This is a genomic window from Allobosea sp. 01N443, assembly GCF_056399325.1.
This window is the reverse complement of sequence record NZ_JBFTRC010000017.1, coordinates 1-19,074: the sequence shown is the minus strand read 5'-3', so window position 1 is coordinate 19,074 and position 19,074 is coordinate 1. Positions and strand designations below refer to the sequence as shown.

20 protein-coding genes are annotated in these 19,074 nt (G+C 65.5%); 6 read left to right on the top strand and 14 right to left on the bottom strand.

The features are described 5' to 3' along the window. Window positions 1-40: 40 nt before the first annotated feature. The 3 genes from AC1DRP_RS07280 to AC1DRP_RS07270 all read left to right on the top strand — a co-directional run bounded on the left by AC1DRP_RS07280 (window position 41) and on the right by AC1DRP_RS07270 (window position 4,783). Window positions 41-304, top strand: a complete 264-nt coding sequence (locus AC1DRP_RS07280) for a hypothetical protein (RefSeq protein WP_441506846.1) — start codon at window positions 41-43, stop codon at window positions 302-304. A 184-nt stretch (window positions 305-488) separates the two neighbouring features. Then, entirely contained in the window at window positions 489-1,619 is a 1,131-nt protein-coding gene (locus AC1DRP_RS07275) for an efflux RND transporter periplasmic adaptor subunit (protein ID WP_476768203.1), read from the top strand. Between the two features lie 2 nt (window positions 1,620-1,621). Next, window positions 1,622-4,783 carry an efflux RND transporter permease subunit gene (locus AC1DRP_RS07270; protein ID WP_476768202.1) on the top strand — a complete coding sequence of 1,054 codons (3,162 nt, stop codon included), beginning with the start codon at window positions 1,622-1,624 and terminating at the stop codon, window positions 4,781-4,783. A gap of 38 nt (window positions 4,784-4,821) precedes the next feature. Here AC1DRP_RS07270 and AC1DRP_RS07265 read toward each other — a convergent pair whose 3' ends face one another. The 6 genes from AC1DRP_RS07265 to AC1DRP_RS07240 all read right to left on the bottom strand — a co-directional run bounded on the left by AC1DRP_RS07265 (window position 4,822) and on the right by AC1DRP_RS07240 (window position 9,469). After that, window positions 4,822-5,052 (bottom strand): hypothetical protein, encoded by a 231-nt coding sequence (locus AC1DRP_RS07265; RefSeq protein WP_441492255.1) that lies wholly within the window; start codon window positions 5,050-5,052, stop codon window positions 4,822-4,824. Window positions 5,053-5,245: 193 nt separating this feature from the next. Continuing rightward, window positions 5,246-5,950: a fumarylacetoacetate hydrolase family protein gene (locus AC1DRP_RS07260; protein ID WP_476768201.1), complete on the bottom strand. Its 705-nt coding sequence runs from the start codon at window positions 5,948-5,950 to the stop codon at window positions 5,246-5,248. A gap of 32 nt (window positions 5,951-5,982) precedes the next feature. Next, entirely contained in the window at window positions 5,983-6,735 is a 753-nt protein-coding gene (locus tag AC1DRP_RS07255) for an ABC transporter permease (protein ID WP_441492253.1), read from the bottom strand. 9 nt (window positions 6,736-6,744) lie between these two features. Further along, window positions 6,745-7,548 carry an ABC transporter ATP-binding protein gene (locus AC1DRP_RS07250; protein ID WP_441506936.1) on the bottom strand — a complete coding sequence of 268 codons (804 nt, stop codon included), beginning with the start codon at window positions 7,546-7,548 and terminating at the stop codon, window positions 6,745-6,747. Between the two features lie 17 nt (window positions 7,549-7,565). Next, window positions 7,566-8,384 carry an ABC transporter permease gene (locus AC1DRP_RS07245; protein ID WP_441492252.1) on the bottom strand — a complete coding sequence of 273 codons (819 nt, stop codon included), beginning with the start codon at window positions 8,382-8,384 and terminating at the stop codon, window positions 7,566-7,568. A 92-nt stretch (window positions 8,385-8,476) separates the two neighbouring features. After that, window positions 8,477-9,469, bottom strand: a complete 993-nt coding sequence (locus AC1DRP_RS07240; RefSeq protein WP_476768200.1) for an ABC transporter substrate-binding protein — start codon at window positions 9,467-9,469, stop codon at window positions 8,477-8,479. Between the two features lie 232 nt (window positions 9,470-9,701). On the opposite strand from AC1DRP_RS07240, the gene AC1DRP_RS07235 reads away from it, so the two are divergent. After that, complete coding sequence (locus AC1DRP_RS07235) at window positions 9,702-10,397, top strand: FadR/GntR family transcriptional regulator (protein ID WP_441506851.1); 696 nt, start codon at window positions 9,702-9,704, stop codon at window positions 10,395-10,397. 76 nt (window positions 10,398-10,473) lie between these two features. Here AC1DRP_RS07235 and AC1DRP_RS07230 read toward each other — a convergent pair whose 3' ends face one another. From AC1DRP_RS07230 to AC1DRP_RS07220, 3 genes are read right to left on the bottom strand one after another with little or no spacing between them, the layout of a single operon-like run. After that, window positions 10,474-11,361 carry an aldo/keto reductase family oxidoreductase gene (locus tag AC1DRP_RS07230; RefSeq protein ID WP_476768199.1) on the bottom strand — a complete coding sequence of 296 codons (888 nt, stop codon included), beginning with the start codon at window positions 11,359-11,361 and terminating at the stop codon, window positions 10,474-10,476. Between the two features lie 52 nt (window positions 11,362-11,413). Then, entirely contained in the window at window positions 11,414-11,587 is a 174-nt protein-coding gene (locus AC1DRP_RS07225) for a hypothetical protein (protein ID WP_441492248.1), read from the bottom strand. Beyond that, window positions 11,584-13,047 (bottom strand): MFS transporter, encoded by a 1,464-nt coding sequence (locus AC1DRP_RS07220; protein WP_476768198.1) that lies wholly within the window; start codon window positions 13,045-13,047, stop codon window positions 11,584-11,586. The genes AC1DRP_RS07225 and AC1DRP_RS07220 overlap by 4 nt, the downstream gene beginning before the upstream one ends. Window positions 13,048-13,144: 97 nt before the next feature. On the opposite strand from AC1DRP_RS07220, the gene AC1DRP_RS07215 reads away from it, so the two are divergent. Next, a complete protein-coding gene (locus AC1DRP_RS07215) occupies window positions 13,145-13,981 on the top strand; it encodes a helix-turn-helix transcriptional regulator (RefSeq protein ID WP_476768197.1) in 837 nt (278 codons plus the stop codon). Here the strand turns inward: AC1DRP_RS07215 and AC1DRP_RS07210 are convergent. Continuing rightward, window positions 13,930-14,868, bottom strand: a complete 939-nt coding sequence (locus AC1DRP_RS07210; protein ID WP_476768196.1) for a carbon-nitrogen hydrolase family protein — start codon at window positions 14,866-14,868, stop codon at window positions 13,930-13,932. The genes AC1DRP_RS07215 and AC1DRP_RS07210 overlap by 52 nt on opposite strands. A 160-nt stretch (window positions 14,869-15,028) precedes the next feature. On the opposite strand from AC1DRP_RS07210, the gene AC1DRP_RS07205 reads away from it, so the two are divergent. Continuing rightward, entirely contained in the window at window positions 15,029-15,229 is a 201-nt protein-coding gene (locus tag AC1DRP_RS07205; RefSeq protein ID WP_476768195.1) for a hypothetical protein, read from the top strand. Window positions 15,230-15,387: 158 nt separating this feature from the next. Here the strand turns inward: AC1DRP_RS07205 and AC1DRP_RS07200 are convergent, their stop codons facing one another. The 4 genes from AC1DRP_RS07200 to AC1DRP_RS07185 form a co-directional block, all read right to left on the bottom strand. Continuing rightward, on the bottom strand, window positions 15,388-16,977 hold the full coding sequence (locus AC1DRP_RS07200) for an arylsulfatase (protein ID WP_476768194.1): 1,590 nt from the start codon (window positions 16,975-16,977) through the stop codon (window positions 15,388-15,390). A gap of 128 nt (window positions 16,978-17,105) precedes the next feature. After that, entirely contained in the window at window positions 17,106-17,630 is a 525-nt protein-coding gene (locus AC1DRP_RS07195) for a hypothetical protein (RefSeq protein ID WP_441506857.1), read from the bottom strand. Window positions 17,631-17,758: 128 nt separating this feature from the next. Beyond that, the gene (locus AC1DRP_RS07190; protein WP_441492240.1) at window positions 17,759-18,139 is read right to left on the bottom strand and encodes a VOC family protein; all 381 of its coding nucleotides are present in this window, start codon (window positions 18,137-18,139) and stop codon (window positions 17,759-17,761) included. A 102-nt stretch (window positions 18,140-18,241) separates the two neighbouring features. Further along, complete coding sequence (locus AC1DRP_RS07185; RefSeq protein ID WP_476768193.1) at window positions 18,242-18,913, bottom strand: HAD family hydrolase; 672 nt, start codon at window positions 18,911-18,913, stop codon at window positions 18,242-18,244. Window positions 18,914-19,074 lie beyond the last annotated feature (161 nt).

The window sequence follows — 19,074 nt, the reverse complement described above, 5'->3', positions numbered from 1 at the left end:
ACTGTCTCGCATCAGCTTATGACAGGACGGGAGGTCCGCCATGCCTCTGATCGACGAAGCCAAACCCGTGGCCGCGGGGGTGAGCGCGGCAGGTCGTCGGGATGATCCGCGCGTCCAGAGAATTGCCAGGGCGATGTGTCGCGCCGCGCGCATCGACCCCGAGCAGCCGGCCGGAACGGTGGCGATCTTCACGATCATGCACTGCCACGCCGGACGGTCGGAGAATGATCCGGCCTGGATGTTGTTCGCGCGTCAGGCTGAACTCTTCATCGCCATGAATCCCGACGTAGTCGAACCGCTCTGAACCGTCACGGAGACGCCGACAGCCTCGGCGAACCCAGCCCCTCGCGGTTTCGGCATCAGCCGGGCTCTGTGCAAGCGCCCGGAAGTTTGTCACCATGGGCGCAGGTCCCAGCGGGTCTCGATCCTACGGGACTTGGGTTCCTGGGGGCTTGCATCCCCGGGATCGATCATTGCGGGGCATACGGATGACGTTCCGGTTGCTTGTCTCGATTGCGGTGATGGCGCTGGCGCTCGGCGCCTGCAACGACCGGCAAGCCGCGCAACCTCCGGCCGCCCCGCCTGCGCCCGCCGTCGGCATCCAGCCCGCCACCAAGAAGGGCGTGACCTGGTCCTATTCCTTCGTCGGCCGCATCAAGGCGCCCGAAAGCGTGGCGCTGATCGCCCGCGTGCAGGGCTTCCTCGACAAGATCCAGTTCACCGAGGGGCAGGAGGTCAAGGCCGGCGACACGCTCTACCAGATCGAGAAGGTGCAATATCAGGCGCAGCTCGACCAGGCGACGGCCAACCTCGCCGCCGCCAAGGCCCAGGAGCTCAACGCTCAGCTCACCTATGCGCGCTCGCAGGACCTGGTGAAGACGCAGGCCGTCTCGCAGGCGACGCTCGACAGCAACCGCGCCGCTCTCGACGTCGCCCATGCCTCGGTGCTGCAGAACCAGGCGGCACTGACCCAGGCCAAGGAAAATCTCGGTTACACCGACATCATCGCCCCGATCGCCGGCCGCATCGGCCGCACGGCCTATACGCAGGGCAATCTCGTCGGCCCCAGCAGCAACCCGCTCGCGACCATCGTCAGCCAGGACCCGATGTATGTCCTGTTCCAGGTCAGCGTGCGCCAGCTCGAGGAACTCCGCGAGGCGCGCCGGCGCGAGGACGGCAGCCAGAGCAAGATCGCGATCACCGTGCGCCTGTCCTCCGGCAAGGAATACCCCCATCCCGGCGTCTGGAACTATACCGACCCGCAGGTCGACCAGCAGACCGACACCGTGACCATGCGGGCCTCGCTGCCCAACCCCGATCGCCAGCTGATCGACGGCGAATTCGTCTCGGTCGAGGTCCGCGAGCGGAGCCAGCAGGCACGCCTCGTCGTGCCGCAGGCGGCCGTCCAGGTCGATCAGGCCGGCAGCTATGTCATGGTCGTCGACAAGGACAGCAAGGCCCAGCAGCGCCKCATCAAGCTGGGCCCGCAGCAGGACGCCGATGTCGTCGTCGAAACCGGATTGACCGAGGGCGAGAACGTCATCGTCGAAGGCCTGCTCAAGGTGCGCCCCGGCCTGACCGTCTCCGCCACGCCCGTTGCTCCGGCAAGCGGGAGCTAGACGTGATCTCGTCGATCTTCGTCGACCGGCCGCGCCTCGCCTTCGTCGTCTCGATCGTCATCACGCTGGCGGGCCTCATCGCCATCTTCACGATCCCGGTTGCGCAGTTCCCCGATATCGTGCCGCCGCAGGTCACCCTGACCGCGAGCTATCCCGGCGCCGATGCCGAGGTGGTCGAGACCACCGTCGCCCAGCCGATCGAGCAGCAGATCAACGGCGTCGACAACGCGCTCTACTACCAGTCGACCAGCGGCGCCGACGGCAGCTACACGCTCAACGTCACCTTCGCGCTCGGCACCAACCCGGACATCAATACCGTCAATGTCCAGAACCGCTCGTCGCTGGCCCAGCCGCAGCTCCCGACCGAGGTCACGCGTCAGGGCCTGACCGTCCGCAAGAAATCCGCCGCGCTGCTGCAGGTGGTCGAGATCCACTCGCCGAAGCACACATTCGACTCGCTCTATCTCAGCAATTACGCGACGATCAACCTGGTCGACGCGCTCGCCCGCATCAACGGCGTCGGCCAGGTCAGCCTGTTCGGCCCGCTCGATTACTCGCTCCGGGTCTGGCTCGATCCGAACCGGCTGACGGCGCTCAGCCTGACACCGAGCGACGTCATCTCCGCGGTCCAGGGCCAGAACGTGCAGGCGGCGCTCGGCCGCATCGGAGCCGCCCCGGTCAGCAGCGACCAGCAATACCAGCTCACGGTCAAGACGCAGGGCCGCCTCACCAAGCCGGAGGAATTCGCCAATATCGTGCTGCGCACCAATCCGGGCGGCTCGGTCGTGCGCGTCAGGGATGTGGCGCGCGTCGAGATCGGGGCCCGCACGGCCGATCGCTACAGCCGTTTCAACGGCGCGCCGGGCGCCGCCATGGGCATCTACCAGTCGCCCGGCGCCAATGCGATCGATGTCGCCAAGAAGGTGCGGGCGACGATGGAGGCGCTCTCCAAGCGCTTCCCCGAGGATCTCGCCTACGGCATCTTCTTCGACACCACGGTCTTCGTCAGCGCCACGATCGACGAGGTCATCCGCACCCTGCTCGAAGCCTTCGTGCTGGTCGGCCTCGTCGTCTTCCTCTTCCTCGGCAAGCTGCGCACCACCATCATCCCGCTGGTCGCGGTACCGGTCTCGATCATCGGCACCTTCGCCGTCATGCTGGTGATCGGCTTCACCGCCAACACGGTCTCCCTGCTCGCGCTCGTGCTCGCCATCGGCATCGTCGTCGACGACGCCATCGTGGTGATCGAGAATGTCGAGCGCGTCGTCGAGGAGGAGCCGGAGCTTTCGATCGCGGACGCGACCAAGAAGGCGATGGCCGAGATCACCGGGCCGATCATCGCCATCACCTTCGTGCTGCTCGCGGTCTTCGTGCCGGTCGCCTTCATTCCCGGCATCAGCGGCCAGCTCTTCCGGCAATTCGCGGTCGCCGTCTCGACCGCCATGCTGATCTCGGCAATCAACGCCCTGACGCTGAGCCCGGCGCTCTGCTCGATCCTGATCAAGCGCGGCCATGGCGGCGGCGGGCCGATGCGCTACGTGATGAACGGCATCGACAAGGTCCGCGACGGCTATGCCGCGATCGTCAGGCGCCTGGTCAGGGTCGCCGTCGTCGTCCTGTTCGTGCTCGCCGGCATCCTGGCCGCGACGGGCGGGCTGTTCCTGACCACGCCGCAGAGCTTCCTGCCGGAAGAGGACCAGGGCGCCTTCTTCATCGCGATGCGCCTGCCCGAAGGCGCCTCGGTGAACCGGACCGCGGCCGTGGTCGAGCAGGTCGAGAGCATCGTCCGGCCGGTCGCCGGCGTCCAGGGCGTGCTTTCCGTCGTCGGCTTCAATTTCATCGACGGCCTCGCCTCCTCCAACCAGGCCTTCTTCGTCATCCGCCTGAAGCCGTTCGAGGACCGCAAGGATCCGGCGCAAGGGGTCGGCGCGATCATCGGGGCGCTGCGGCCGCAGCTTGCCGCCGTGCAGCAGGCAACGGTCTTTCCGTTCAACCTGCCGCCGATCATCGGGCTCGGCAGCACCGGCGGCTTCCAATATGTGCTCGAAGCCCTGCAGGGCCAGTCGCCGACCGACATCGCAGCCACGATGCGCGGCCTGCTCATCGCCGCCAACCAGCAGCCCGAGCTCGCCGCGGTCTTCAGCACCTTCGCCGCCGACACCCCGCAGATCTATCTTGATATCGACCGCGACAAGGCGCAGGTGCTCGGCGTCCAGATCGCCGACATCTTCAACGCCCTCCAGGCGACGCTCGGCGGCTTCTACGTCAACGACTTCAACGTCTTCGGCCGGACCTGGCAGGTCAATGTCCAGGCCGAGACGCCCTTCCGCCGGGCCGTGACCGATATCGGCAAGATCTATGTCCGCGGCAAAACCGGCGCGATGGTGCCGCTGAACGCGCTCTCGCAGGTGCGCCTCGTCACCGGGCCGCAGGCCCTGACCCGCTACAATGGCTACCGGGGCGCGATCGTCAACGGCTCGCCGAAGCCCGGCGTCAGCTCGGGTCAGGCGATCCAGGCCATGGAGCGCATCTCGGCGACGACCCTGCCGGCGGGCTTCGGTTTCGAATGGACCGGCACGGCCCTGCAGGAGAAGGCCGCAAGCGGCGGCACCCCGATCGTCATCGCGCTCGCCCTGCTCTTCGCCTATCTCTTCCTCGTCGCGCTCTACGAGAGCTGGAACGTGCCGATCGCGGTGCTGCTCTCGGTCACGGTCGCGGTGCTCGGCGCAGTCGCCTCGGTTGCGCTGACCGGCGTCAGCCTCGGCGTCTACGCCCAGATCGGCCTCGTCGTGCTGATCGCGCTCGCGGCGAAGAACGGCATCCTGATTGTCGAATTCGCGCTGGAGCAACGCGCCAAGGGCGAGTCGATCATCGATTCCGCCGTGTCCGGCGCCAGGCTGCGCTTCCGCCCGGTGATGATGACGAGCTTTGCCTTCATCCTCGGTCTGCTGCCGCTGGTGATTGCCACGGGGGCCGGCGCGCTCAGCCGGCGGGCGGTCGGCACGCCGGTCTTCGGCGGCATGCTCTTCGCCTCGATCTTCGGCATCTTCCTGATCCCGATGCTCTATGTCGTGTTCCAGCGGATGCGCGAGCGCAGCAGGGGCAGGCCGAAAGACGCGGCCCCGGCCAGCGAGCCGGCCCCCGCCCCGGGCCCTGGACACTGAGCCCAGGTCCGGTGCCGGAGCGTCCGCTCAGGCTTGGATCACAGATCCCGCGTGCGGTCGGGGAGCTTGTCGATCGCCTCGTCCGCGCCCTGGTCCTTCTTGAGCACGCCTTCGCGCAGAACCTTGGTGGCCGCGTCGGCCTCCTTCTTCGTGTCGCCGGGAAGAGGTGCCGTCTCGGGCGTAGCAGTGAGACCGATATCCTTGGGCTTCTTGCCGTCATTGCGGGCCGTTGCCGCGAATGTGGCAAGGGATTCGGGTTGTTTGGCCATTGGAGCCTCCCTGGTTTCCAGGGTAACCCGCCAGCCAGCGAACCTGTTCCAGGGCGTTATCGGCAACAGCCCTGGCCGAAGGCGCCGACAGTCGCGCCGCGATAGTGAAACCGGACGGCGCCCATCAGGCAAATTGCCCCTCACGGCACGACCGGCCGAGGCCGGCCTGCCGTGAGGGGCGCGGTCGCCGCGCTCAGGCGACCTTGGCGTGCACCGTTCCGATGCCCTCGACATGGCCCTCCATCACGTCACCGCGGACGATGGCGCCGACGCCCGACGGCGTGCCGGACATGATCAGGTCGCCCGGCTGCAACTCGAACAGGCCGGAGAGATACGAGATCATCTCCGGCACCTTCCAGATCATGTGGTTGAGATCGCCCTGCTGGCGGATTTCGCCATTCACCTTGAGCCAGACCGCACCGTTCTCGGGATGGCCGATCGTGCTCGCAGGCACGATTTCGCTGAGCGGCGCGGAATGCTCGAAGGCCTTGCCGATCTCCCAGGGCCGGCCCGCCTTCTTGCACTCGTCCTGCAGATCGCGCCGCGTCATGTCGAGGCCCACCGCATAGCCATAGACATGCTCGAGCGCGCGCTCGACCGGGATATCCTTGCCGCCCTTGGCAAGGGCGACCACCATCTCGATCTCGTGGTGCACATTGCTGCTGCGCGGCGGATAGGGGAAATCGGCGCCATCGAGGACGACGCTGTCGGGGTTCTTCTGGAAGAAGAAGGGCGCCTCGCGGTTGGGGTCGCCGCCCATCTCGATGGTGTGGGCGGCATAGTTGCGGCCAACGCAGTAGATGCGGTGAACGGGGAACCGGCTTTGCGTCCCCCGCACCGGGACCGTGACCTGTTCCGGGGCCTGGACGACATGGTTCTGAGGCGTGGCGATATTCATCTTGCGGGATCCTTCGTTGGCAAGAGAGGTCTTCAGCGCGCGGCGGCGTAATAGCCGAACCGACGTTCGAGCCGGGCGAGCAGTTCGTTGAGGGTGAAGGCGAAGGCGAAGAGCACGAGCAGCAGCGCCCAGAAATGCTCCATCAGGAAATGCGATTGGTAGATTTCGAAGAGCGTGCCGAAGCCGACGACGGAGACCAGCAGCTGCCCTATGACCACGCCCTTGACGGCGCGGATCATGCCGAGCCGGATGCCCGCCAGGATTTCGGGGAGTGCCGCCCACAGATAGATCCGGCTGAAGGCCTGCCAGCGATTGGCGCCGAAGCTGCGCGCCATCTCGACCAGCGAGGGCGAAATGGCGCGGATGCCGGCGCGCGTGTTGAGCACGATGATCCACATCGAGAAGAGCACGACGGTCAGCACGATCGTCGTCTCGCCCAGCCCGAACAGCACCATGATGACCGGCACCAGCGCGCTGAGCGGCGCGGAGAGGAAGAGGTTCACCCAGGGCAGGAGAAGCCGGTCGGCAATGACCGAGCGGCCCATCACGATGCCGAGCGGGACGCCGACGCAGATCGCAATCGTGTTGCCGAGCAGGAAAGCGCGGCCGGTGATCAGCAGTGCGTCGAGGAAGGAGGCTGTCGGGACGATCTCGAAGACGCGCCAGATGATGCGCGACAGCGGCGGCAGGATGAAGCCGGCATCGGTATGACCGGCGATCTCCCAGATCACGGCCCAGACGAGAAGCGCCGCCATCATCGGAAGGCGGATACCTGAAATGACCATGGCCGACTCCTAGTCCAAGTAATGCCGGAGCTGCTGCCAGATCGCCTCGACGACATCGAGATAGGCACTGTCACGCCTGATCTTCTCGGGGTCGCCGCCACGGACTATCTGCGGCTCGATGATCGCCGAGACGCGGCTCGGCCGGCGCGAGAGCAGCGCAATCCGATCGGAGACATAGACCGCCTCCTCGATGCTGTGCGTGACGAAGATGAAGGATTTTCCTTCATTGGCGACGAGTTCCAGCAGCTCTTCCTGGAACTTGCGGCGGGTCTGCTCATCCACGGCCGAGAACGGTTCGTCCATCAGCACGACCTTGGCATCGACCGCCAGCGCACGCGCCAGGCCGACGCGCTGGCGCATGCCGCCGGAGAGTTCGTGCGGGTATTTCTGTTCAAAGCCCTTGAGGCCAACGCGCGCGATATGGCGTTCGGCGATCGCCTCGCGCTCGCTATGGGCGACGCCGCGCAGCTCGAGCCCGAAGGCGACATTGCGGATGACGCTGGCCCAGGGCATCAGCGCAAAATCCTGGAAGACGAAGGCGCGTTCGGGGCCGGGCCCGGTCACCTCGCGGCCATCGACGAGAACCTGGCCGCCGGTGGCGGGGATCAGGCCTGCGATGATCTTGAGCAGCGTGGTCTTGCCGCAGCCCGAGGGGCCGAGCAGCGTCGTCAGGCGCCCTTCCGGAAACTCCAGCGAGATGCCGCTCAGCGCCTCGACGCCGCCGGCATAGGTTTTCGAGACGCTGCGCACTTCGACGATCGGCCGGGCCGCGCGGGCGGGAAACGGCGGACGGTCACCGAGGTGCTGCGGCATGATGGCTGCGTTGGGGGTCATCTGCGCACCTCCGGTCGAAACAGGGTGACTTCGATCCGCTCGAGCAGCTCGATGAACAGGACCGAGAACACGATGATGGCGAGGATGGCCGCGTACATCTTGGGATAGTCGGCGACCGATTGGTTGTAGGAGATCACGTCGCCGATGCCGGTCGGCGTGATCAGCAGTTCGGCGAGGATCACGCCGATGAAGGCGGCGGCGCAGCCGAGCCGAAGGCCTGCGAAGATCATCGGGCTGGCTGCCGGCAGGATGATCAGGCGGATGCTCTGGCTGCGCGTCGCGAGAAACGAGCTGCCCATTTCGAGAAGCGATTTCGGCGTGTTGCGCACGGCGCCGAGCGTGTTCAGCACGATGACCGGCATCGCCATGATGCAGACGGTCATGACCTTGGCGGTCAGCCCGATGCCATAGGCGAAGGTCAGGATCGGGATGAGGGCCGCCAGCGGCGCCGCCTGGGCGATCACGAAGATCGGCGCGAACAGCCATTCCGAGGGTTCGTGCAACCCCATCAGCACGCCAAGCGCGACGCCGCACAGGATCGAGGCGGTCAGCCCGATGACGAGCGGGTGGAGTGTGATCAGGAAGGCCTTGAACAGGGTTCCATCGGCCATGATCGCGCGAAGACCACCGAGCGTTTCCAGGAAAGTCGGAAAGGCGGGGCTGAGCGGTATCCGCCCGGCATATTCCCAAAGCGCGAGAGCGGCCGCGAAGGACACCAGGCGCAGCACGAGCGGATGGATCAGGAGATCGCGCCAGCGCTGGGCCGGAGCCCTGCCAAGCGCCGGCAGGGCAGGAGCAAGTTCGGAAATCTGCAAGGGAGAGCACTCCGCTTGTGCGCGTTTTCGAAACGAGGGGTCCCCAGGCCGGATGCTGCATGCACCGGCCCCGGGGACGGGTCCGGACGAGGCTAGCTGCCCAGGGCCTTGCGTGCCCGCTCCAGCGGCGCGAGGTACCAGAAATCCTCGACCTTCAGCTCGGCGGCCGGACCCTGCAGCTGGCCGGCCTCGGTGTAGAACTCGAAATCAGCCTTCGCGACCTCGGCGCTGCCGCCGGCCGGCGCATAGACGCCTTCCTTGGTCGCCAGCGTGTAGAATTTGGTGATGCCCTCCAGTACCTCCTTCGGCTGGTCGGCCATCAGCTTGCGCTTGACCCTCTCCTGCTCGACGATCGCCGGATTGGCCGCCATTTCCTGCCAGAGCCGCAGGAATTCGGTGACGATGACATCGACCTGCTTCTCGTTCTTCTGGATCCAGTCGGTCCGGCCGAACAGCGTCTCGTCGGAAGCCGGCTCGCTAACGCCGGGCAGGACATGGAAGCGGTCGCCCGCCTTCTCCAGCAGCAGGTTCTTGTTGGCGAGATCGACGATGGTGGCTTTGATCTGGCCCTTCATCATGCCGATGATCCGGTTCTCCGAGCCCGGCACATAGCTGCGCTMGCCAAACTGGATGCCCTCACGCTTGGCGATAATGTTGCCGATCGCCTCGGTTCCGGTGGCGCGGGCGTGAAAGGCGATCGGCTGGCCGTTCATGTCCTTCCAGGTCTTGTAGGACTTGTCCGCGACCGGGAAGAAGACGAGGCGCGTGCCCTGGAAGAGCACGCGCAGCGGCGCCTTGCTCTTCTGGACGACCGCGTAGGGCGTGCCGACGCCGAGATCCGCCTGGCCGTTGATCACGGCCTGGATGGCAAGGTCCTCCTTCGAGAAATGCGTCACCTGGTAGTCGACGCCCTTCTCCTTGGCGTGCTCCAGCGCGATGATCATCGAGAGCGTCTCGGTCGACAGCACGTCTCCCAGCGCAACCCTGACCTTCGCTTGCGCCTGCGCGGCGGCGCTTCCGAGCATCAGCGCAGCGCCGACGGCGGCGGCTCCGAACAGGACGGACCTTCTCCTCAACGGCTTCATGATCTGACTCCTCCCAGAGTTCTGTTTGGCTTTTTGGGCGATCTTGGTCGCAACCAATTTTATTTTGGGCACTGTCATGTGCCGGATTGATCCTGTCAAGGCTTCGATTTGCAGTAATTTGCCCGAAAATCCTTGCGCAACGCAGCAATAATCACAACCAATATTCAAAATGGTTGCGCTCGCCCGCGATCCATGGGATCACGATCACGTTCCCCATTGCCGGTCGCACATCATGGATCAGAAAGCCCCCACCCCGCCCGATGCCGATGTCTCGGGCGTCCTGACGCAGCTCTATGGCTACATCACCGCGGCGCAGCTGCCGGATGACGGGCGCCTGCCGCCGGAGCGGGAGCTGGCCGAACTGCTAGGGGTGAAGCGCACAGAACTGCGCAAGGGCCTCGCCGCGCTCGAACGCGAGGGCCAGCTCTGGCGCCATGTCGGCAAGGGCACGTTCGTCGGCCCCAAGCCGCCGCAACTGGTCGATATCGCGGACCTGGTGCAGCGCAGCAATCCGGTCCAGGTGATGAAGGCGCGGATCGGCCTCGAGCCCGAGCTCTCACGCCTCGCGGCGATCAACGCCACGGTGGCCGAGATCGCGACGCTCGCCGAACTGAACGCCTCCTGCCGCGCCGCGACGAGCTGGCGCGAATACGAGGCTTATGACGCGCGCTTCCACCACCAGATCGCCGAGGCCGCGCATAACCCGATCCTGATCGCGCTTTTGGAAACGCTGAACGCTGTGCGCCGCGCCGTCACCTGGGGGCGGCCGCGACCGAGCCATTCAAGCCCGCCTGCCGATCATCACAGCTTCGAGGACCATGACCGGATCGTCGACGCGATCGCCCACCGCGAGCCCGGGGGCGCCGCGGACGCGATGCGCCGGCATCTGCAGAATGTCGAGGACCGGCTGATCGGGCGCTCGCCCTGAGGCAGGGCACCTCCTCGATTGCCGTCTGATACCGCCATCGCGCATGGGCCCGGCAAGCATGCCCCACGCGCTGCCGTCAGGCCCGGACCGAAGCGGATCCCGCTGCGATGGTGTTCAACGCCGCGATCGCCTCACCGCTCAGGTCCAGCACGCCGGCGGCGATATTCTCGCGGAGATGAGCGACCGAGCCGGTGCCCGGGATCAGCAGAATATTCGGCGCGCGCTGCAGCAGCCAGGCGAGCGCGACCTGCATCGGCGTTGCGCCGACCCGCGCCGCGACCTCGGTCAGCCCAGCCGATTGCAGGGGCGAAAAGCCTCCGAGCGGGAAGAAGGGTACATAGGCCGTGCCCGCAGCTGCCAGTTCGTCGATCAGCGCGTCATCCGTGCGGTGAACGAGATTGTAGTGGTTCTGGACGCAGACGATCTCGCAGATGCCGCGCCCCTCCCCGACCTGCCTGGCGGTGACATTGCTGAGACCGATATGGCGGACAAGGCCCTGCTGCTGGAGTTCGGCGAGCACGGTCAGCTCGGCAGCCAAGCTGCCCTCAGCCGGGCCATGGCCATCGCCCCAGAGTCGCAGGTTGACGACATCGAGCGCCTCGAGCCCGAGATTGCGCAGATTGTCGTGCACGGCCTGCCGCAACGCGTCCGGCGAGGTCGCGGGAAGCCAGGATCCGTCAGCGCCGCGCCGGGCGCCGATCTTGGTGACGATGACGAGATCGTCGGGATAGGGCGACAGCGCCTCGCGGATCAGCTGGTTGGTGACATGCGGGCCGTAGTAATCGCTCGTGTCGATATGGTCGACGCCGCAGGCAATCACCTCGCGCAACACCGCGAGCGCCRCATCCCGGTCCTTCGGCGGGCCGAATACGCCAGGCCCGGCGAGCTGCATGGCACCGTAGCCGAGCCTTTTCACCTGGCGGGTGCCGAGGCGCCAGGTCGGGGATGGGCTCCTGCCAGGCATGGTCGCTCTCCTGTCGATGAAGGCACGAGACAGCGACTGGATGACCGCCGGATCAGAGCGCACGATCGGCGCCGGCCAGGCGGAATTCCATGCATTGCAGATCCATCTCGAAGACCTCAAGGCGCCCGACATTGTTGCGCGTGCCAAGGGTTTTGGCGAGGGCGATCATCTGGGGAAGGTCCGGGCACGGCTTGAGCCTCGATCCCAGGCCAGGCTTCAAGGTCATCGCGGCAATCTCCTGCGCGCAATCCCAAAGATCAGGACAGCGGCGACGATCGCGGCGGCGAGGTTGTAGGCCATCCCGCCGACGAAGGCAGAGGCGTAGAGCTGGGCTTGCCCTCCTGCGTCGATGCCGGCGGCAAGCGCCGCACCGAAGAGGATGCCGACGACGGCCACTCCCAGCGCCGCACCGACTTGCTGCAGCGTTGCGACGACGCCAGAGGCCATGCCTGCCTGTCCCTCCCCCACAAAACCGAGGACGAGGTTGAGCAGCGGCGTCATGATGAGGCCCTGGGCCGCGCCGACCACGATCAAGGCCGGGATCAGATGCGCGACCACGAGCCCTGCTCCGGCAAGCCAGACCTGCGCGATCAGAATGCCGAGCGACACGGCATAGAGAAGTGCGCCTGCGGCAATTGCGGCTGTGCCAAGGCGCGCGACGAGACGGGGCGCCGCCATGGAGGCGATGACGAACCCGATGCTGCAGGGGACGAAACTGAGACCCGCCTCGAAAGGACTGAGACCGAACCCGGTCTGYGCCAGGAGAGCAAAGCATAGAAAGAACGAGGACGATGTCGAATAGATCAGGACGACCAACAGACCGCCGTGGGCAAAGCACGATTGACGCATGAGCTTCATATCGACGAGAGGCTCGCCGCCCGCCCGGCGCCGGCTCTCCTGCTGCCCGTAGAACGCAGCGATCAGGACGGCGGCCCCTGCCAGCGATGCAAGGGTCCAAAGCGGCCAGCCCTGCGCCGGCCCTTCGATCAGTGGCACGAGCAAGAGCGTCAGCCCCAGGCTCACGAGGGCCACGCCGGACCAGTCGAGGCTCGGACGCTCCGGCGCGTAGGTCTCGGGAATGAACGGCGCCATCAGGATGGCGATGACACCGACGGGAACATTGATGAGGAAGATCATGCGCCAACCGAGACCGAACAGGTTCGCCTCGACGAGAAAGCCGCCGACCACCTGGCCCGCGATGGCGGCAAGGCCCAAGGTCATGCCGAGCAGTCCAAAGGCGCGACGAGCGTCGTCAGCAGAGAAACTTACCCGGATCGAGGCATAGACCTGCGGAAACAGGAGTGCTGCCGCCAATCCCTGCACCACGCGCGCAGCGATGAGGATCTCGATCGTCGGCGCCAATCCGCAGAGCGCCGAGGCGAGCGTGAAACCGGCAATTCCGACGACGAAGAGCCGCCGGCGGCCGTGAATGTCGCCGAGCCGCCCACCGGTGATCAACAGCACCCCGAAGCCAAGTTCATAGCCCGCGACGATGAAGCCGATCTGTGACAGGCGGGCGCCGAGGCTGGCCTGCATGGCCGGGATCGCGACATTGACCACGAACAGATCGAAGATCGTCACGAATCCCGCCAGAAGCAGAACGGACAAACCGAGCCAGGGCGGGCGGACCCCGCAGCTTTCTGCCGGGCTGCGCAGGGTTTGGGCCGTAGCGGTATCGGAACTCATGTTGCGTCCTCGGATTAACGACGCAACAGCCATGAAGCGGCATTGACGCTGATACAATTTAACTCATTATGCTATTACTTTTTGTACGGATGGGGCCATGGCGACCTCCGATCGGACMCGACCCGAGCTTTCAGAGTTCCTGCGTGCGCATCGCGAGCGGCTGACGCCCGAGGATGCCGGCTTACCCTCCGGCAAGCGTCGGCGTACGGCCGGCCTCAGGCGCGAGGAGGTTGCCGCGCTCGCCGGGGTGGGCCTGACTTGGTACACATGGCTCGAGCAGGGTCGCAATATCGGCGTCTCCTCCGGTTTCCTCGACAATCTCGCCAGGGTGCTGAAGCTCGATGGCGCCGAGCGACGGCATCTCTTCCTGCTCGCCCAGGAGCGCCCACCGGCCGAGCCGGGAAAGACATGGTGCACGGTTCCGTCTCTCGTGAACCGGCTGATGGGCGACCTCGCCCCACATGCGGCCTATATTCTCAACCTGCGCTGGGACGTGCTGGCCTATAACGAAGCGGCCGAAGCCCTGTTCCGGTTCGGCAGCCAGCCTTCAAACCGGCGCAACCTGCTGTGGATGCTGTTCTGCGATCAGCACCTCGCCGATACGCTTGTGGATTGGGAAAACCAGGCGCAAGCCATGCTGGCGAGCTTTCGCCGGGATTTTGCAGGCGCGCGCGGCGATGCGGACATGCGCGCCCTGGTCGCGGAACTGGAAGATGTCTCGCCGGAATTCAAGACATGGTGGCGCAGCCCGGACGTCCACGCACCCTGCACCGGCACGCGCACGCTTCGCGTCGGTGGCCACCCCGTCACCTTSGAACACACGTCGCTCACCGTCGATGGCGGACGGCATCTGAGATTGGTGGTCTATGCCGCCCTTGCCGCTCAAACCTCCAACGAACGGACCGAGTGCCTGCCTGCATTGGAGCAGAGCTGAGCGCTTCGCGCCCTCTGCGAAGCGTCGGTCGCGAACCAAGCCGCGGGCATGGTTTCCCGTCGGGCGAATGGACGGTTCAATATCCGTTTCTGTTTCCGCTGCGGGGATCGTCGGCCAGCTTCTCGCGATAGATCTCGCCTTCTCTTGCCCTGGCGCGCCAGGGCCGCGCCCTTTGAAGCGCAATTTCGTAGGCGGGGTCGTTCCGGTCCAGCGTTGCCATAGCTAGCCCAGGCTCCGGGGATGGCGACGATTGCGCGGCCCATGCCCCGTCCGGTCCAATGATGCCGGCGGGGCCTTTGGCGGCGTCCTGCGCGGGGGTAGCAGCAGCGATCCAGATGCAGTTCAGGCCGGCAGGGAAGGCCGTATGATGCGAACAGAACCCCATCGACGCCGAGACGCTCATAGTCGCTGAAGATCTCGGGGAACTGCGATTCGATGCAGATCGCACAGCCAAACCTGTAGCCATCGACGTCGACCATGACCGGCTCCGTTCCAGGCGTGTACCAGCCAGCAAGTTCGGTATTCGAGAGAAACCTCTTGTCGTATCGGGTGAGCAGGGCGCCGGTATCAGAGAAGACGTAGAGACTGTTGTGCGGCGGATATCCCCGACCGAGCCGATGGGCCCCGCCGACGACCGCGACGATGCGGAGCTGCCCGCACAGTTCAGCGATAGCGCGAAGCTCGGCCTCCTGAATGGCCCAATCGAAGGCCTGCCAATCCCCCTGTTTCAGGATCTGGCTCTTTGCGTAGCCTGACAGCGCCCCTTCGCAGAAATTGATCAGGCGAGCCCCCTCGCCCGCCGCACGCGCAATCATCGCGCGGATGGCGCTGCCATTGGCGGCGATGTCGGGGGAAACAACGGTTTGTGCGGCCGCTATCCTCAACACTCGCGCCCCCTTCCGTCTCGTCCCATAGACTTCGCAAGATGTGAAGCGGAGTGAAACCGCTTACCGCAGGGAGTGCAGTCCTGTGGCGCTTGCATCATGATGCCGGAACCCGGGCTGAGGTCAGCACCTGCCAAACCACACCGCGACGGAGCTCATGCCCGTGCTGAAATCGATCATCAGCTCTGTATGGCGCGTGCAGCTCCGCCCGAGCCTCGCCGTCCTGCTCGGCATGAGCGTGCTCGTCGGGCTCAATGAAATGACCGCACGGCACACCGGCGTCGTTGCATTCCTGCTGCTAAAGCATCGGCCCGAAAAGTGGATTGCGGTTTTCGGGAAAGCCGATGCAAACACAAAGGGTTAGATCATCGGTCCGGATATGATTTCCGGCCCGATGATCTAGCTGGCCTCGCAGGCGGACTGGCCTTTGTCTGCTGGGTTGCTCGCGGACCGCGCAATGACGACCGCCGCTGACACTGCCCTCCAATGGACAGCATCGGCGGCGGCCACTCTCTGCGCCGGCTAGTTCTTGGGCGTCAGCTTGCGCATGACGTCATCGAGGTTGAAGCTCGCCGGCTTCTGCCGGATCGGGAACTCCTTGAAGCTTTCCAGCCATTTCCCGACGACCGCCTGCGATGGGACCACGACGAAGGAACGATCGAAGAACCATTTCTCGTATTCCATCGAGGTGTCGCCGCGCTCGAAGGGGTCGGCCCGCAGGTTGAACAGTTTTGGCGCCCGCAGATTGGTGAACTCCCTGCGCCAGACGTCGATGCCCTCGTGCTCCTGCGCCTTGAACACGACCTTCCAGTCGGCGACCCGCACCGCCACCAGTTCGCCGTCGTCGTTCCAGTAAAGGAAATCGCGGCGCGGGGAATCCTTGGCGCTGCCGGTGAAGAACGGCATCAGGTTGTAGCCGTCGAGATGCACCTTGAAGCTCTTGCCGTTGGCCTGGTGCCCCTTCATGCATTTGGCGACCACATCCGGCTCTCCGCCCGCGGCGCAGAAGGTCGGGATCAGGTCGTAATGCGAGAACGCCTCGTTGTAGATCGTGCCGGGCTTGATCACGCCGGGCCAGCGAATGAGGGTCGGCACGCGATAGCCGCCTTCCCAATTGGTCGCCTTTTCCCCGCGGAACGGGGTCGAGCCGCCATCCGGCCAGGTCATCACCTCGGCGCCGTTGTCGCTGGTATAGACGACGATGGTGTTCTGGGTGATGCCGAGATCGTCGAGCTTCTTCAGGAGCTGGCCGATATGCCCGTCATGCTCGACCATGCCATCGGGATAGATGCCCTTGCCGGTCTTGCCCTCGGATTCCGGCTTCAGATGCGTGTTGACGTGCATCCGGGTCGAGTTGAAGTAGCAGAGCCACGGCTTCTGGGCCTTGTTCTGCCGGTCGATGAAGTCGATCGCCGCCGCCGTCGTCTCGTCATCGATGGTTTCCATCCGCTTCTTGGTCAGCGGCCCGGTATCCTCGATCTTGCCGTCGGCCGACGAGCGGATGACGCCGCGCGGTCCAAAGCGCTTCCTGAATTCCGGATCCTTGGGGTAGTCGGGGTTCTCCGGCTCTTCCTCGGCGTTGAGGTGGTAGAGATTGCCGAAGAACTCGTCGAAGCCGTGATTGGTCGGCAGGTGTTCGTCCTTGTCGCCGAGATGGTTCTTTCCGAACTGGCCGCTGACATAGCCGAGCGGCTTCAGCAGTTCGGCGACCGTCGGATCCTGCGGCTGCAGGCCGATATCGGCGCCGGGCAGGCCGACCTTGGTGAGGCCGGTACGGATCGGCGACTGGCCGGTGATGAAGGCGGCACGCCCGGCCGTGCAGCTTTGTTCCCCGTACCAGTCGGTGAACATCGCGCCTTCATTGCCGATGCGGTCGATATTCGGCGTGCGATAGCCCATCATGCCGCGGTGATAGATGCTCGGATTGAACCAGCCGATATCGTCGCCCATGATCATCAGGATATTGGGCTTGCGTCCGGAGGCCGGCGCCGGCGCGGGCTGCTGGGCCTGCGCTGTCTGGATCGTCGGGGCGGATGCAAGGCCCGACGCGGCAAGCGCGGTGCCGCCAAGAAGAATGCGTCTGCGAATAAGGTCCGGTCCATCGGTCGCCATGGTTTCCTCCTTGGTCAGGCAGAGAAACTCAGGCTAGTGCCGCATCGCCCGGGAGGCCAATCGGTATTTGCGCAAAGCTTGCGTGAGCGGGAACGGCCGGTCTGGACGGCCTTGGCGGATGGCCGCCCTCAGCACATCCAGTCGGTCACGCTGCGCGCATCGTGCTCGGCAGCCTCTGTGGTGGCAAAGAGTCCCGATCGCCCCTTGCCCGCGCCAGCCCACCATGACCAGGAGCCGTTCACGTCCACCTCGTGCCGAAGTGCCGCATGCTCGTAGGAATAGAGGCCGTCGGGACGTCGAAACAGCCAAAGGCAATGTAGCCCGTCCGCGCTCAAGACCTGGCTCACGAGGACATCGGGCTTTCGCCTCCACGCATCGCGTAGCCCGAGCAGCGCCCGCGCAACCCGTGTCGCCGGGACGCTCGCGGGAGCCAGCCCCATCATCTCGCTCTCGATCAGCAGGAGATGGGCCAGGATCTCGGCTTCGGACGCCGTCGTGCTCCGCACCAGCGCAATGAGGCCGGGCACATAGCTGTCATATTCATCGGCCGGCCCTTCCGCGCCGAGCCCGATCGGGTCCCAGATGTGGCGGAGCACATGTCCCACCTGCTCCGTCAGAGCCTTGTCGTCGGTTGCCGTGGCCTGCTCGCTCATCATCCGCGCATCGAACCCTCGATGCGCGCCGCCCGCAAGCGACACATCCCCACGCCCCGCATCATTTTGACCCCGAGCCGCAATCGAGCACCGCAGGAGGCAGGGCATCCGGGTCGCTGTTTTCAGCCTCAGCCGAGCTTCGCCGCCGACAGCGGCTCCATCAACTCGATGCGGTTCCCGAACGGGTCGTCCACATACATGCGGTCATATCCGTCCAAGGGCTGGTCCTCGGCCACGTGGTAGCCGCGCGCCTTCAGCGTGGTGACCAGCGCTGCGAGATCGCTCACGATGAAGGCCGGGTGCGCTTTGCGGGCTGGCTTGAAATCGGCGTCCACTCCCAAATGGACCTTCAACGCCCCCTGTTCGAACCAGCATCCGCCCCGGCCGGCGAGATGAGCGGGCTTGGCGACTTCGCTGATGCCGAGAATGTCCGCATAGAAGGCGCGCGCCTCGCTTTCGCCGCCGGCTGGCATGGCGAGTTGCACGTGGTCGAGGCGCGTAATGGTCATTGTCGCAGTTTAGTTTCGGCAGGGGCCGGAATCCACCGACGGAGAAAGCGCGACAAACCGCCTGTGCCGTGGCCAAGGCTATCGGGCGGCCCCGAGCAGTCACTATGCCCCCAACCCGTCCAATGCGGCGGCGAGATCGCCATAGCTGCCGACGATGCGATCGGCCCCCGCCATCCCCAGACGGTCGCCATGATTGCCGGCGCAGTGAGCGCCAGCGGTGAAGCCGATGACCTGCATGCCGGCGGCCTTGCCCGCCATGACGCCGTTGACGCTGTCCTCGACAACCACGCACTCACCGGGCTGCACGCCCATCGCGGCTGCGGCATGGAGAAACAGGTCGGGCGCGGGCTTCCCGTTCGCGACCATGTCCGAGGAGAAGATATGCGGATCGAACAGGCCGATCAGGCCGGTCTGCTGCAGCTTCCAGCGCAGCCGCGCGGACGGCGTGCTCGATGCGACGCAACGGCGCGCCTCGATGCCATCGATGGTCTGCCGGGCGTCCGGAAGGGCGGCCAGATGCACCTCTATGCGTGCCGTCGTGTGGTCATCCAGCCGCACGAAGAAATCGGATGGCAGGGGCGCGCTGCGCTGCTCCGCGATGATCGACTGGAGCCTTGCCTGCCACATCGGCGGGGACAGCCCCATGAACGTGTCCGTATAGACATCGCGTTCGAGGACGACGCCGACCGAGGCCAGGAACTCAAGCTCGGCAGCGAGATAGACCYCCTCGCTGTTCACAAGCACGCCGTCGCAATCGAAGATGATGAGCGTCATCGAGGGCCGTCCGGTTTCAGGCGATGTCCTCGCTAAAGCATCGCCCCGAAATGTGCATTGCGATTTTCGAGAAGGCCGATGCAACCATGGAAGGCTCGATCGGCCGCATTCCAGGACGAGCAGGTCCATCGGCCGGTTGACGGCGCTTCCCCCGCTGCCCC

Bases quoted from the DNA above. Each gene is read 5' to 3' on its own strand.
- AC1DRP_RS07280 (WP_441506846.1), top strand. From the start codon at position 41: ATGCCTCTGATCGACGAAGCCAAACCCGTGGCCGCGGGGGTGAGCGCG.
- AC1DRP_RS07265 (WP_441492255.1), bottom strand. From the start codon at position 5,052: ATGGCCAAACAACCCGAATCCCTTGCCACATTCGCGGCAACGGCCCGC.
- AC1DRP_RS07260 (WP_476768201.1), bottom strand. From the start codon at position 5,950: ATGAATATCGCCACGCCTCAGAACCATGTCGTCCAGGCCCCGGAACAG.
- AC1DRP_RS07255 (WP_441492253.1), bottom strand. From the start codon at position 6,735: ATGGTCATTTCAGGTATCCGCCTTCCGATGATGGCGGCGCTTCTCGTC.
- AC1DRP_RS07250 (WP_441506936.1), bottom strand. From the start codon at position 7,548: ATGCCGCAGCACCTCGGTGACCGTCCGCCGTTTCCCGCCCGCGCGGCC.
- AC1DRP_RS07235 (WP_441506851.1), top strand. From the start codon at position 9,702: ATGGATCAGAAAGCCCCCACCCCGCCCGATGCCGATGTCTCGGGCGTC.
- AC1DRP_RS07225 (WP_441492248.1), bottom strand. From the start codon at position 11,587: ATGACCTTGAAGCCTGGCCTGGGATCGAGGCTCAAGCCGTGCCCGGAC.
- AC1DRP_RS07200 (WP_476768194.1), bottom strand. From the start codon at position 16,977: ATGGCGACCGATGGACCGGACCTTATTCGCAGACGCATTCTTCTTGGC.
- AC1DRP_RS07195 (WP_441506857.1), bottom strand. From the start codon at position 17,630: ATGAGCGAGCAGGCCACGGCAACCGACGACAAGGCTCTGACGGAGCAG.
- AC1DRP_RS07190 (WP_441492240.1), bottom strand. From the start codon at position 18,139: ATGACCATTACGCGCCTCGACCACGTGCAACTCGCCATGCCAGCCGGC.